At 42.8% G+C, this 13044-nt stretch carries 12 protein-coding genes; 8 read left to right on the top strand and 4 right to left on the bottom strand.

Features of this window, described 5'->3' with window-relative positions; genetic code table 11:
• Positions 1–12: 12 nt before the first annotated feature.
• Both IGJ74_RS06360 and tuf read right to left on the bottom strand, forming a co-directional pair.
• Entirely contained in the window at positions 13–642 is a 630-nt protein-coding gene (locus tag IGJ74_RS06360; protein ID WP_016613074.1) for a lysozyme family protein, read from the bottom strand.
• Positions 643–857: 215 nt separating this feature from the next.
• A complete protein-coding gene (gene tuf / locus IGJ74_RS06355) occupies positions 858–2045 on the bottom strand; it encodes an elongation factor Tu (RefSeq protein WP_005237121.1) in 1188 nt (395 codons plus the stop codon).
• Positions 2046–2289: 244 nt separating this feature from the next.
• Between tuf and IGJ74_RS06350 the strand changes: the two genes are divergently transcribed.
• On the top strand, positions 2290–2649 hold the full coding sequence (locus IGJ74_RS06350; protein ID WP_008381011.1) for a YxeA family protein: 360 nt from the start codon (positions 2290–2292) through the stop codon (positions 2647–2649).
• Positions 2650–2777: 128 nt separating this feature from the next.
• On the opposite strand, the gene IGJ74_RS06345 is transcribed toward IGJ74_RS06350, so the two are convergent.
• Positions 2778–3782, bottom strand: coding sequence for a nucleoid-associated protein (locus IGJ74_RS06345; protein WP_005237126.1), 1005 nt, complete (start codon positions 3780–3782; stop codon positions 2778–2780).
• Between the two features lie 162 nt (positions 3783–3944).
• Between IGJ74_RS06345 and IGJ74_RS06340 the strand changes: the two genes are divergently transcribed.
• The 3 genes from IGJ74_RS06340 (at position 3945) to IGJ74_RS06330 (ending at position 5916) form a co-directional block, all read left to right on the top strand.
• Positions 3945–4790 (top strand): aldo/keto reductase, encoded by an 846-nt coding sequence (locus IGJ74_RS06340; RefSeq protein ID WP_430608739.1) that lies wholly within the window; start codon positions 3945–3947, stop codon positions 4788–4790.
• Between the two features lie 25 nt (positions 4791–4815).
• A complete protein-coding gene (locus IGJ74_RS06335) occupies positions 4816–5097 on the top strand; it encodes a hypothetical protein (protein WP_016613070.1) in 282 nt (93 codons plus the stop codon).
• A 114-nt stretch (positions 5098–5211) separates the two neighbouring features.
• Entirely contained in the window at positions 5212–5916 is a 705-nt protein-coding gene (locus IGJ74_RS06330) for a hypothetical protein (RefSeq protein WP_005237132.1), read from the top strand.
• A 38-nt stretch (positions 5917–5954) separates the two neighbouring features.
• Here the strand turns inward: IGJ74_RS06330 and IGJ74_RS06325 are convergent, their stop codons facing one another.
• Positions 5955–8429, bottom strand: coding sequence for a hydroxymethylglutaryl-CoA reductase, degradative (locus IGJ74_RS06325; protein ID WP_218193254.1), 2475 nt, complete (start codon positions 8427–8429; stop codon positions 5955–5957).
• Between the two features lie 192 nt (positions 8430–8621).
• On the opposite strand from IGJ74_RS06325, the gene IGJ74_RS06320 reads away from it, so the two are divergent.
• The 4 genes from IGJ74_RS06320 (at position 8622) to IGJ74_RS06305 (ending at position 13016) form a co-directional block, all read left to right on the top strand.
• Positions 8622–9782: a hydroxymethylglutaryl-CoA synthase gene (locus tag IGJ74_RS06320; RefSeq protein ID WP_016613067.1), complete on the top strand. Its 1161-nt coding sequence runs from the start codon at positions 8622–8624 to the stop codon at positions 9780–9782.
• Positions 9783–10282: 500 nt separating this feature from the next.
• Entirely contained in the window at positions 10283–11260 is a 978-nt protein-coding gene (locus IGJ74_RS06315; RefSeq protein ID WP_086332194.1) for an ABC transporter substrate-binding protein, read from the top strand.
• A gap of 29 nt (positions 11261–11289) precedes the next feature.
• Positions 11290–12210: an ABC transporter permease gene (locus tag IGJ74_RS06310; RefSeq protein ID WP_005237148.1), complete on the top strand. Its 921-nt coding sequence runs from the start codon at positions 11290–11292 to the stop codon at positions 12208–12210.
• Positions 12210–13016 (top strand): ABC transporter ATP-binding protein, encoded by an 807-nt coding sequence (locus IGJ74_RS06305; RefSeq protein ID WP_005237149.1) that lies wholly within the window; start codon positions 12210–12212, stop codon positions 13014–13016. Before IGJ74_RS06310 ends, IGJ74_RS06305 begins: the two co-directional genes overlap by 1 nt.
• Positions 13017–13044 lie beyond the last annotated feature (28 nt).

The following is a 13044-nucleotide window of genomic DNA, read 5'->3' as shown; positions in this document are numbered from 1 at the left end:
ATTTTGTGACGATCAGGAAAAGAACCCTGCCGTAACATCGATTTTCCATCGGTTCAATTTTATTAGATCCGCATAGAACATGTTGCCGCCATTGTGATACAAATGACCGCCATTATAAAAGACCGATTGGATGCCCCAATAACGATAGGTTTGTTCTGTATCATTGCCTAATAACGGGGATAAAACCTCTCTGGAATATGTTTCTGCTAATTCTAAGGTGTTCACGCCACCCCGTTCAGCGACATAATCAATATAATCTGTACCAAAATTATAAGCCTGGACTGCGGTCCAAAGATCACAGTTCATTTGCTCTGCTTTTTCGATCAACTCGGCTAAATAAGAAACCCCTTGTTCGATGCTTTGTTCTGGCGTATCAAATTGGTTTTGTTTTCCATATACACTTTCAGAACTTTGCATCGGATCATTGCCTTGTCCTTTTGACTCCGTCAGCATGATACTCATTGCTAAAGACTGATATTCAGAGATGTCGTGGGCTTGTGTCTGCTGTGCGATTTCCGCTTCATACGCATAGACAGCTTTCAATGCCGTGTAGTTTCGATAGCCCCAAACCCCTGCTCCAATCAGCAGCAGCAAGAGCGCAAGCTTCAGTACAAATCCTAGGAAACGTCGAATTTTTCTCATCAAATACATCCCATCTTTTCTAAGTCAGAATCTATCGTACTATGAAATGAACAGGCTGACTAGAATTTTTTCTCTCCTAAAAAATCCTTAATAAAATCACAAGATTATTTAGAAAAAAACAAGCAATCCTAAGCTGATGGAGGGATTGTTGCTGGTCTGACATGAAAAAGGAAACAGTGCTCCTTCAGATAATGGAAGCACTGTTTCACTGATTTTTATTTTTCGATCGTGGTCACGATACCAGAACCAACTGTTCGTCCACCTTCACGAATGGAGAAAGTCGTTCCATTTTCCACAGCGATTGGATGGATCAATTCCACATCGATCGTTACGTTGTCACCAGGCATAACCATTTCCGTTCCTTCTGGTAAAACGATATTCCCAGTTACGTCCGTTGTACGGAAGTAAAATTGTGGGCGATAGTTATTAAAGAATGGGGTATGGCGACCGCCTTCTTCCTTTGTCAACACATAGACTTCTGCTTGGAATTTCGTATGTGGTGTGATGGAACCTGGTTTTGCTAACACTTGGCCCCGTTCAATTTCATCCCGGGTGATTCCCCGTAATAATACCCCTACGTTATCACCAGCTTCCCCAAAGTCCATCGTCTTACGGAACATTTCTACTCCTGTCACGACTGCTTTTTGTGTTTCAGGTTTGATTCCGACGATTTCTACTTCATCACCGACTTTTACTGTTCCGCGATCGATCCGACCAGAAGCAACGGTTCCCCGTCCAGTAATTGAAAAGACATCTTCGATCGGCAATAATAATGGTTTATCAGTGTCTCGTTCAGGTGTTGGGATATATTCATCTACCGTATCCATCAGCGTTAAGATCGCTGCTTCAGCCTCTGGGTCACCTTCCAAGGCTTTTAAGGCAGAGCCTTTGATCACAGGAATGTCATCACCTGGAAAATCATATTCAGTCAGCAATTCTCTGACTTCCATTTCAACTAAATCGATCAACTCATCATCATCGACAAGGTCAGTTTTATTTAAAAAGACAATCAAATGTTTCACACCCACTTGACGAGAAAGCAAAATATGTTCCCGGGTTTGCGGCATTGGGCCATCTGTCGCTGATACGACCAAGATTGCGCCGTCCATTTGGGCAGCCCCTGTAATCATATTTTTCACGTAATCCGCGTGTCCTGGTGCATCGATATGGGCATAGTGCCGTTTTTCTGTTTCGTATTCTACATGGGCAGTATTGATGGTGATACCACGTTCGCGTTCCTCAGGAGCCGCGTCGATACTTGCGTAATCTTGCGGATTGGCAAGTCCTTTTTTCCCAAGAACTGTGGTAATAGCAGCAGTCAAGGTTGTTTTCCCATGGTCGACGTGTCCTATCGTTCCGATATTAACATGGGGTTTGCTACGATCATAATGTTGTTTTGCCATATTGTTTCCCTCCTAGAGAAAGTTGAGTCGTTCTTTGACTCGAATCATATTTTGCGATTTACGCTTCCAAATTCATAAGTATCAACTTATTTTTTGTAAGTTTAAATCTACTCTCATTATAGGTCAAAATTAGTCAAAGTCAAGTGAGATGTCTCGTCTGCTAATCCCTAAGAATTTCTTTGCTTTTTTCGATCTATTGGACGTAGGACAATTTTTATGAATAATAGAAGATGAGGTGAGAAATGTGAAAAAAATCATTGCAACGCTGGTTTTTGCAGCAATTTTCCTTGGTGGCTGTTTTGCTACTTATCATTATTACTATGGTGGAAGTGACTACTATACAGTCATCAGGGATGCCGGCGAGCACGACACGGAAATTAGTGATAACGGAGTTGCCGAAGATGTCTACCGTTACACACAAGACGCTTACAGTTCCTCTGGAGAAGTCAAAACGGTCAAAATGAATGAGCACCGTTCCGCGCCTTTAAGAGAAGGTGCCTATTTGAAATTATTGGTCAATCCTAATAAAGGTGTTCTGAGCTGGGAAGAAGTTTCTGAAGAAGACGTTCCCAAAGCCGCCCTTGAGAAGCTGACCGATCAATAATTGCTGATATTGATCAAAGATATCCAGAAAAAAAGCAGAGACTCCTCATTACTTAAAGAGGAATCTCTGCTTTTTTGTGCTCGTTCTATGTTGTTAGCTCCGCATCATCCACACATAAGACCTTTGTCCTACATCCGATTAATTACTTCTTCTACATTTTTGATCGTTACGGAAATCGTTCCGTCTGGATTATTGATAAATTCGATCAAATTTGGATCTCGGTAAACATCCAAAGGAACGATCAATTCGATCCCGTTAGATAATTTTAGTTTTTGTTTCCCGAATTTTTTCTCTGAGATCTCACGGACATCCCGCATCATTGGTGCCTGATTGACAAATCCTTTTTCAGCCACTTCTTCTTGAAAAGAAAGCTGAGCGGTAATATTGTCTTTAAAGACTTTTTGCGCCACTTCACTGACATCAATGTGTCCTGACTCTTCGATCGTGTCGTAAACCGCTTCTTTTAAATCGGCAACAACGTTATAGGTAGGTGTTTCAAATTTCTGACCAATTTTTTCCGCTACTTTTTTGATGACTTTGACGTTTTCTTCTAACGAGGGAATCGGTTCGGCATCAATGACTTTCGTTGAAAAGTAGGCATATTTTTCACCTGAAAAGCTATATTTCTTTTCAATCAGTTCAAAGTCTAAGCTCTCCACATCAATTGTGATCCCTTCATCGGCCTTTTGAGTTTTACCTGCTAGTAAGGCACGATGCAAAATCAAATTGTTTTCGATTCCAGCTTCCCCATTATCAATAAAATGCGTATAGCCGTCTTGATAGTTGACCTTCAAAAATGCCAACTGCATTCTTGTATCAAATTCATACAAGACCACAAAGGCATCCGCACTTGGTGCATCTTCACTTTCCTTGTACGCTTCATACCATCGTTGCACGATCGCTTCACTGGCTGCGACAAAGTCTTCGGGTGCTTGTTTGACCAGTTGAGCGATCATTGATGTTTCGAGTAAACGCCCTGTTTTGGTTTGCGGTGTTGCAAGTTTCTGTATTTTTTTCGTCAAATAATCGCGGATGTATTCCGTGGTCAAATCGAGTTCAACTTGAGAAAAAACCGGATCACCAGTTTGACGGTCAATAATGTGTAATATCGCATGTTTCAAATAAATATCCATTAGTTACGCTCCTTATCCATTTGTCTAGTGTACAAAAAAAATAGGCGAACTGACAAGAGCCAAACGTCATTTTTCTTATTGGCCACTTCCTTTTTGAAAGATGCATTCATTGGAAAATCCGTCCTCGTCTGCTAAACTAAAGGTATCACAGAAAACGGAGGAATGAACATGAACAGCTATACGTTATCAAACAATGTAACCATCCCTGAGTTAGGTTTTGGCACATGGCAAACACCAGACGGCGACGTTGCCGTAGCATCAGTCAAAAAAGCACTGGAAGTAGGTTACCGCCATATTGATACAGCCCAAGGCTATAAAAATGAAGCCAGTGTTGGTCAAGCGATCAAAGAAAGCGGCATTCCCCGCGAAGAACTCTTTTTGACTACAAAATTGTGGAATGCGAACCATTCCTATGATCTTGTGATGTCTTCTTTTGAAGAGTCCTTAGAGAAACTACAAACAGACTATATCGATCTTTTCTTAATCCATTGGCCAAACCCAGTAGCCTTTCGTGACAACTGGCAAACAGCGAATGCAGAAACATGGCGCGCTTTTGAAGAATTGTATCAAGCAGGCAAAATCAAAGCGATCGGGGTCAGCAACTTCTTGCCTCATCATTTTGAAGAATTGAAAAAAACAGCGACCATCTTCCCAATGGTCAATCAGATTTTCCTTGCACCTGGCGAGTTACAAGAAGAAGTGGTGACTTATTGCCAAGAACACGATGTATTGCTTGAAGCATACAGCCCATTAGGTACCGGGAAGATATTTGATGTACCAGAAATGAAAGCATTAGCTGAAAAGCATCAAAAATCAATCGCTCAAGTTGCATTACGCTGGTCTTTACAACATGGTTTCTTGCCATTACCAAAATCAGTCACACCAAGTCGGATCGAAGAAAACATCCATGTCTTTGATTTTGAGCTATCTGAAGAAGACATGAATACGATCGATCAATTAGATGGCGTCGTTGGGAAAGCGACCAATCCAGATACGACAGGGCTTTAATTTTACTCTCTATAAGGAGAAGCCTATGAAGACAACTGATTTGATTCACCTCTCCCCTGCTGTTCAAAAAGCCTTACATGCTGATTTTGTTTTTCTTGTATGGCCAGACAAAGTCCAACATTTTCCGGCGCGTCAATGGTCGTCTAGCGACTATCAGCAGATGCTGGCTGAGAAACTCACTGGGGAAGTACGCTTTTTTCTTTGGGAAAACTACTTAGTCGCCACTGGAGACAAGGAGCTTTTGATCCTAATGCCTAAGTACCATCAAATCAATGATCTAGTAGAAACGCCAACGCCGCTTCTTTAGCAGCGCTGGCGTTTTTTCAGGAAATATATAATTTTTTTTGTATTTTTTCATGAGAATGACTGTTCTTTTCTGCAAATTTTCCTTATAATCGATAGTGATCGAGAGGAGAAGATTATGAAAAAGAAACAATTAGCAAAATTGAAACAACAATTCCGCCCGTCTTATGAAACAGCTCGACAACAGTTGTTTACAGCGATCGAGCGCAAAACAGCAGATAAGTTCGACCTTCCGACAACTGTTTATATCAATCCTAAAAATCAAGAGGAATTATTGATTGAATTGTTGAAGGAAACACCCAAAGAACAAAAAATCGCTGTTCCTTTAGATGAGAACTTCAAAATCGTCGTGAAACGAATTCAACGCTTAGAAGCTGGCTTACTTGATCGTTTCAGCGACAACTTAGTCGATGAGATCGCTGCTTACTGGTTACCGACCAATCCGCAAGAAAGTGCGGCACCTACCTCCGCTCCTGCGAAAGAACCAGCAGAAGTGAAGGAAGAAACGGCACCAACTATACCTGCATCAACTAAAACTAAAGAAGTGGAAAAATCAACGGCTGATGATTCTGACGAATCCATGACTTTTTCAGCATTTGCCGAAAAAATCGCAGCATTCCCTAAATTTTCTGCAAAACAATCTTCAGGAGAAACGACCGTGATCGAAGCTTCCCCGAAAGAAGATCGTGTTCTAGCAACAATTTCTGAAACAGAAAGTGATACTTTTACCATCGAAACCGCTCTAGAACGCAAATACAAAGTAAAACTAGAAGTCATTCCATTGATCGAGGCGTATGCCCACACGGCGATTTCTAAACGATAAACAAAAGGTTCTCTAGGAATTTCCCTAGAGAACCTTTTTTAGTTACGTATTTCTGTTAAAAATTTACGGGCTTGCTCTTGGTTCATTTGACTCGCCGCTCGCAGCTTAGCTGCCAGCTGATCGATCTCAGTTCCTTTTGCCCCAACTGAAATAGCTAATGAACGGGCTTGCATGCTCATATGGCCTTGCTGAATTCCTTCTGAAACCAATGCCCGCAAAGCTGCCAGATTCTGAGCCAACCCGACACTTGCCGCCAGCGAAGCTAACTCACTCGCCGTTTCAACACCGGTCAAAGCCAACGCCGCTTGGGCTTTTGGCAATACTTTTGTGGCACCCCCGACTGTGGCGATCGCCAACGGAAGTGTGATACTACCAATCAAACGGTCTTCTACTATTTTCCAAGAAGTCAGCCCTTGCATGCGACCATTACGGGCAGCATAGCCATGACAAGCTGCCGAAACGGCGCGAGTGTCATTTCCGGTAGCCAAAATCAGCGCTTCAACGCCATTCATGATCCCTTTGTTATGGGTGGCGGCACGATATGGATCAATCTTGGCAAAATCAGCTGCATGAACGATTTTTTCGGCAACCTGTCTACCCTTTCCGATCTTGCTCAGTTTGTCAAAAGGCACGGAGCAAGTGGCTGTTACTAACGATTCCGTGGCAAGATTACTTAAAATACTAAAGAGAATTTCTTCTTCTGGGAACCACTTCCGAAAGAGGTCGGCCACTCCTTCTAAAATCGAATTGATGATGTTGGCGCCCATGGCATCTTTGACATCAACCAACAAATCGATTGAGACATAGGCTGTTGCTAATTCAGATTCTGTTGGCGAGAAGTTCCGACTAATCACTCGTCGTAAGCCCCCACCGCGTTTTACGATCGAGGGATACGCCGCGTTCGCCACTGCAAAAATCGCCGCTTGCTCTGTGTTGACTTTTGCCAAAATGGCATCCGGGTCCTGAACAGTCATAAAGACGATCTGGCCTCGAAGCAAACGTTCTTGACTGGTCGTTGTAATGGGCCCAGCCATTTTTGCTCCATTGCTCATCGCTGCAATCACAGAAGGTTCTTCTGTGGCTAACGGGACATTGTATCTCTTGCCATTCACTTGCAGATTCAACCCCACACCTAAGGGAATCTCCACTTCACTGATCTGGTTTTCGATCAAGTGATTGGAAATTTCCTTGTCTAATGCCATTTCTTGAAAAACCAAGGATTCGGCTGCTGTGATCGCCCCTTGTGCTTCAAGAAAGGTTAGTCGTTCGTTAGGCGTAAGGGCGTAAAACTTTTTTTTTTCTGTTTTTTCTGATGCCGACTCTTCATGAAAATCGGTTTGACTTGCTGCCGCCGAAGGGTTTTCTAACAGCATCGCTAGCCCTAACCCGCCACCGACACATAAAGAGGCGATCCCATAACGTTCTTGTGTGTCTTTTAGCTGATAAGCGACGGTCGTTGCGATCCGAGCACCGGTTGCTCCAATCGCATGGCCAAGGGAAATGCCCCCACCGTAACGGTTGACTTTCTTGGGATCCAAACCAAGTTCACGTTCTACTACGATCGAGGAAGCTGCAAAGGCTTCATTGATTTCAAAAATACCGATGTCTTCAATCGACAGTGCTTGCTTTGTCAGCAAAGTATCGATTGCTTTGATTGGTGAGATTCCCATGATCTCTGGGGCAAAGCCAACTTCAACGATCTCTTTGATCACTGCCAGATAAGGAATCTGATGCTCCTCACAATAGCTTTTTGAGGCGATCAAGACCATGGCAGCCCCATCATTGATGGTTGAGGCATTCCCAGCAGTCACCGTACCGTCCTTTTTGAAAACCGTTTTTAGTTCAGCTAATTTTTCGACTGTCGTAGCGGCGCGAATGCCTTCATCCTGGGAAACGGTAGCAGACTTTTCGGTCACGGGTACGATCTCTTGCTCAAATTTCTTTTCCGCTTGTGCTTTGGCAGCCTTCATTTGGGAGTGGTAGGCAAATTCATCTTGTTCTTGTCGAGTGATGCCATATCTTTCTGCAACAGTCTCAGCCGTTAAGCCCATCGGTTTGCTACTAAAAGCGTCTGTTAAGCCATCATGCATCATTGTTGATACTGGATTTGAATACTGATCATCCGCCTTGTTATAATAACTGAATAGCGGCGCATTCGTCATACTTTCGATCCCACCAGTCAAGACGACTGATGCCTTGTTTAACTGAATTTGCTCCATGCCCATTAGAATCGCTTTCATTCCCGAACCGCAAACTTCGTTGATCGTTGAGGCTGGAATATCTGAAGAAAGCCCACTTTGCAGGGAAACTTGGCGACTTGGATTTTGCCCACTGCCTGCTTGCAGGACATTTCCGATAATCACTTGTGCGATATGTTCTTTTGCTTGTTGGTTTCTTGCCAACAAGGCTTTCGCAGCAATTGTTCCTAACTCTACTGCTGAATATTCTTTTAATGACCCATGGTATTTGCCAATTGGCGTTCTTAGTGCGTCGATAATGACAACTTCTTCCACGTACGTCACCTCCTCTTGAAATATATCATTAAATCCTCCAAAAAAGAATACCCCACATCAGCTTGCTGTGCCCTTTTCTACTTTCTTTAATAAAGTTTAAATTCTAATCAATTCTTTTTCATTTTTTTCAAAAAATATGATACCTTAGAACGTGTAGCCTACTAAGTACGTAGAACATAAAGGAGCGACAGAATGAACGTTGGTATTGATAAAATAAATTTTTATGTCCCCCCCTATTTTATAGATATGGTTGATCTAGCTCACGCCCGAGAGGTCGACCCAAATAAATTTACGATCGGGATCGGTCAAGATCAAATGGCGGTCAATAAAAAAACGCAAGATATCGTCACCTTTGCCATGCATGCGGCAAAAGATATCCTCACAAAAGAAGATTTACAAGCAATTGATATGGTGATCGTCGGCACAGAATCCGGCATCGATGAATCAAAGGCTTCGGCAGTGGTTTTGCATCGCCTATTGGGTATTCAACCATTTGCCCGCTCCTTTGAAATCAAAGAAGCGTGTTATGGCGCAACAGCAGGCTTACAGTTTGCTAAAGCCCACGTACAAGCCAATCCAAAAAGCAAAGTTTTGGTGGTGGCTTCAGACATCGCCCGGTATGGCTTAGCTTCCGGTGGAGAGCCCACTCAAGGCGTAGGTGCAGTTGCTATGCTGATCTCTGCAGATCCAGCGATTTTGCAGTTGGATAACGATAATTTGATGTTGACGCAAGACATTTATGATTTTTGGCGTCCCGTTGGTCATCAATATCCAATGGTAGATGGCCACTTGTCAAATGCCGTCTATATCGATTCCTTTAAACAAGTTTGGCAAGCCCATTGCGAAAAAACGCAACGCACAGCAAAAGATTACGCTGCATTGAGTTTCCATATTCCTTATACAAAAATGGGAAAAAAAGCCTTATTGGCTGTTTTTGCCGAAGAAGAAGAAACGCAACAAGAACGCCTGATGGCTCGCTATGAAGAATCGATCGTTTACAGTCGTCGGACCGGCAACTTGTATACGGGTTCATTGTACCTAGGCTTGATCTCTTTATTAGAAAATTCCTCCAGCTTGCAAGCCAATGATCGGATAGGACTGTTTAGTTACGGCTCAGGAGCGGTTGCTGAATTTTTCAGCGGCGTATTGGTACCCGGTTATGAAAAACAGTTAGCACAAGCTGCTCACCAAACGTTACTTGATGCCCGTCAAAAACTAACGATCGCTGAATACGAAGCAATGTTCAATGAGACCATCGATATTGATCAAGATCAATCCTTTGAGGATGATCTGCTTTACAGTATTCGTGAAATCAAAAATACCATTCGTTATTATAAAGAAGAAAACGAGTGATGTTTAGAAAAACTTTGTTTATTTTCAAGCAAGAAAGCTTGATGAAACAAAGTTTTTTTCTTTCTTTTTAATTTGTTGAAACAAAGCATCTTTTTCAGACTTTTTCTGATTGTTATTCAAAAATTTTCAGATAATTCAGGAAAAACATTTGACAGTCCGCTTTTTTTTGTCTATACTAAAAACAATTCAAGTATGGAGGAACTTTTTTATGTTAAAAACGACCGTGTCCCCACAACTGAATATCTTTTACTTTAGCTACTTTAGATAGTTTGTATTCATAACACATTATGGATGCAAACCGCAAAACGAGTTTTGTTTGTATCTATGATGGCTAAAGCATTTTAACTTGAACTTGCAGCCATGTAGAAAATCTTCTAAATGGTTGCCAATATACGTTTACGCTTGGTATAGGATCGAATCCATTTAGACGATTGTCTGAATGGATTTTTTTGTTCAGGTAAACCCCAATTAAAAAAGAAACGTTTATAGGAGGAGTTACAATGAAAATGAAAAAATGGATCACAACTGGATTATTAACGGCTTCACTACTGGCACTGGCAGCTTGTGGGGAATCAAACAATGCTTCTGAGGGAAACGACGGATCAAAAACAGTCGGTGTCTTGCAACTCGTGGAACATGGCTCCTTGAATGCCGCCTACGAAGGATTTAAAGAAGGCTTAGCAGAAGCGGGCTACACAGAAGGTGAAAACCTGATGATCGAATACCAAAATGCGCAAAACAGTCAAGACAACTTAAAAAGTATGAGCGAACGCCTAGTGAATGCCAACCCTGATCTTTTATTGGGCATCGCTACGCCTGCTGCTGTTTCGTTAGCAAATGAAACCACTGATACCCCAATCGTGGTTACCGCAGTTACTGACTTAGTTGGGGCAAAATTAGCCGACTCAAATGAAGAACCCGGTCGCAACATCACCGGTACGTCAGACATGGTACCCATTGAGCAGCAGATCAATTTGCTGTTAAGCATCGTCCCTGACGCCAAGACGATCGGCATTATGTATAATGCAGGTGAAGCTAACTCGAAAATTCAAGCAGACTTGGCAGAAGAAGCCTTAAAAGCTGCTGGAGTCGACGTTAAAGTATTGACCGCCAATACCACCAATGATGTGCAGCAAGTGACCACTAGCCTGGCAAAAGATGTCGATGGCATTTATATTCCAACAGATAATACCTTTGCCTCTGCTGCTGCAATCGTCGGTGAAGTGGCGAAAGAAACCAAAACACCGATCGTCGCAGGTTCCGTGGAACAAGTCGATGATGGAGCTCTAGCAACTTATGGTATTGACTATAAATCACTAGGCATTCAAACAGGAAAACTAGCAGCAAAAATTTTAGATGGCGATGCAGAACCAGCTACCACACCCGTTGAAACAGCGGAGAATTTAGAGTTAGTCGTCAATGAAGAAATGGCTGCAGCTTTAGGGATTGATCCTGCCAGCATCACTGCCCCAGAATAACCATACTATTTTAGATTTGAGGAAATCATATGAATTTAGTCGACACGTTCTTACTATTACTACAATCTGCCACCTCTCAAGGGATCCTTTGGGCATTGCTGGCAATCGGAGTATTTTTGACCTTCCGTATTCTGGATATCGCTGATTTAACTGCAGAAGGAAGTTTTCCATTAGGTGCAGGGATCGCTGCAATCAGTATTACGAATGGCGTCTCCCCCATACTAGCCAGTTTGATGGGCTTTGGCGGTGGCATGTTAGCCGGCTTGGTATCCGGACTACTGCATACAAAACTAAAGATCCCAGCCTTGTTGGCCGGGATCATCACGATGACTGGGCTTTATTCCATCACAAATCGTGTGATGGGTGCTCCCAACATTGCCTTGTTAGGACAAGACACGGTCTTCACCCAATTTCAAGCAATGGGTCTGACCAAAAACAATGCCGTGATTCTTGCGGGCTTTCTCTTCGCAGCTATCGTCATTTTGTGCTTGTTCCTCTTTTTCCGTACAGAGATCGGCTTAGCATTGCGCGCAACAGGCGATAATTTAGCTATGAGTGAAGCCAACGGCATCAACACCGATAATATGAAGATCATCGGTTACATGATCTCTAACGGCTGTATCGCCCTTTCAGGTGCTCTTTTAGCCCAAAACAACGGTTTTGCTGACCTAAACTCCGGAATCGGTACGATCGTGATTGGCTTAGCATCGATCATTATTGCAGAAGTTTTATTTGCCAATAAATCTTTGCTTTTGCGGTTGATCACCATCGTGATTGGAGCGATCGTTTATCGCTTTATCCTGGCCGTCGTTTTCGAGTTCAATGTCGAAGCCAATGATATCAAACTGGCATCCGCAATCGTCTTAGTCATCTGCCTCTCGTTACCGCAGCTTCGTTCAAAACTAGGACTTAAAAAGATGCTGCCAAAAACCAAAGGAGGCCAATCCTAATGACTTCAGTCTTAACAATCGAAAATCTACACCAAACCTTTGAAAAAGGGACGATCAATGAGAACCATGTCTTGCGAGGCATTGACCTGACGATGAATGCCGGAGATTTTATCACGATCATCGGTGGCAATGGTGCCGGAAAATCGACCCTTTTAAACAGTATTGCAGGAACGATCCCAACAGAACAAGGAAAAATCACCTTAGATGGGAAAGACATCACCCGTTTATCCGTTACGAAACGCTCAAAGGATATTAGCCGAGTCTTTCAAGATCCACGTATGGGGACAGCGGTTCGTTTGACTGTTGAAGAAAACTTAGCACTTGCTTACAAACGGGGCCAAGTCCGAGGGTTTGCGACAGGCGTCAAAGCAAAAAATCGCGCGTTTTTCCAAGAAAAATTAGCCAGTCTAAACTTAGGCTTAGAAAATCGTCTTTCTGCCGAGATCGGTTTGTTATCAGGCGGACAGCGTCAAGCGATTACCCTCTTGATGGCAACGTTGCAACAACCTAAATTGATTTTATTAGATGAACATACCGCTGCCCTAGATCCAAAAACCTCGTTGACTGTCATGGCATTGACCGATCAATTGATTCGTTCACAGCAGTTGACGGCCTTCATGGTTACTCATGATATGGAAGATGCCATTCGCTATGGCAATCGCCTGATCATGCTTCATCAAGGCAAGATCGTCGTGGATATTGCCGGTGAGCAAAAGCAACATTTAACCGTCCCTGAATTGATGGAAATGTTCCATCAAAATAGCGGTGCTGAATTAAAAGATGACCAACTGCTCTTACGCTCTTAACAAGCAAAAAGACACGTAGAAAGGAACC

It is taken from the genome of Enterococcus sp. AZ009 (genome assembly GCF_050548785.1).
GTDB classification, from domain to species: Bacteria; Bacillota; Bacilli; order Lactobacillales; family Enterococcaceae; genus Enterococcus_D; species Enterococcus_D entomosocium.
Note: the sequence above shows the minus strand (reverse complement) of the source record. Positions and strands in the feature narration are given on the sequence as shown.

What these genes read in the sequence shown, in the direction of transcription:
- IGJ74_RS06360 (WP_016613074.1), bottom strand. Translation starts at nt 642, where the DNA reads ATGAGAAAAATTCGACGTTTCCTAGGATTTGTACTGAAGCTTGCGCTC.
- IGJ74_RS06330 (WP_005237132.1), top strand. Translation starts at nt 5,212, where the DNA reads ATGAAAAAGAAACAATTAGCAAAATTGAAACAACAATTCCGCCCGTCT.
- IGJ74_RS06310 (WP_005237148.1), top strand. Translation starts at nt 11,290, where the DNA reads ATGAATTTAGTCGACACGTTCTTACTATTACTACAATCTGCCACCTCT.
- IGJ74_RS06320 (WP_016613067.1), top strand. Translation starts at nt 8,622, where the DNA reads ATGAACGTTGGTATTGATAAAATAAATTTTTATGTCCCCCCCTATTTT.
- IGJ74_RS06345 (WP_005237126.1), bottom strand. Translation starts at nt 3,782, where the DNA reads ATGGATATTTATTTGAAACATGCGATATTACACATTATTGACCGTCAA.
- IGJ74_RS06315 (WP_086332194.1), top strand. Translation starts at nt 10,283, where the DNA reads ATGAAAATGAAAAAATGGATCACAACTGGATTATTAACGGCTTCACTA.
- IGJ74_RS06305 (WP_005237149.1), top strand. Translation starts at nt 12,210, where the DNA reads ATGACTTCAGTCTTAACAATCGAAAATCTACACCAAACCTTTGAAAAA.
- IGJ74_RS06335 (WP_016613070.1), top strand. Translation starts at nt 4,816, where the DNA reads ATGAAGACAACTGATTTGATTCACCTCTCCCCTGCTGTTCAAAAAGCC.
- IGJ74_RS06340 (WP_430608739.1), top strand. Translation starts at nt 3,945, where the DNA reads ATGAACATGAACAGCTATACGTTATCAAACAATGTAACCATCCCTGAG.
- tuf (WP_005237121.1), bottom strand. Translation starts at nt 2,045, where the DNA reads ATGGCAAAACAACATTATGATCGTAGCAAACCCCATGTTAATATCGGA.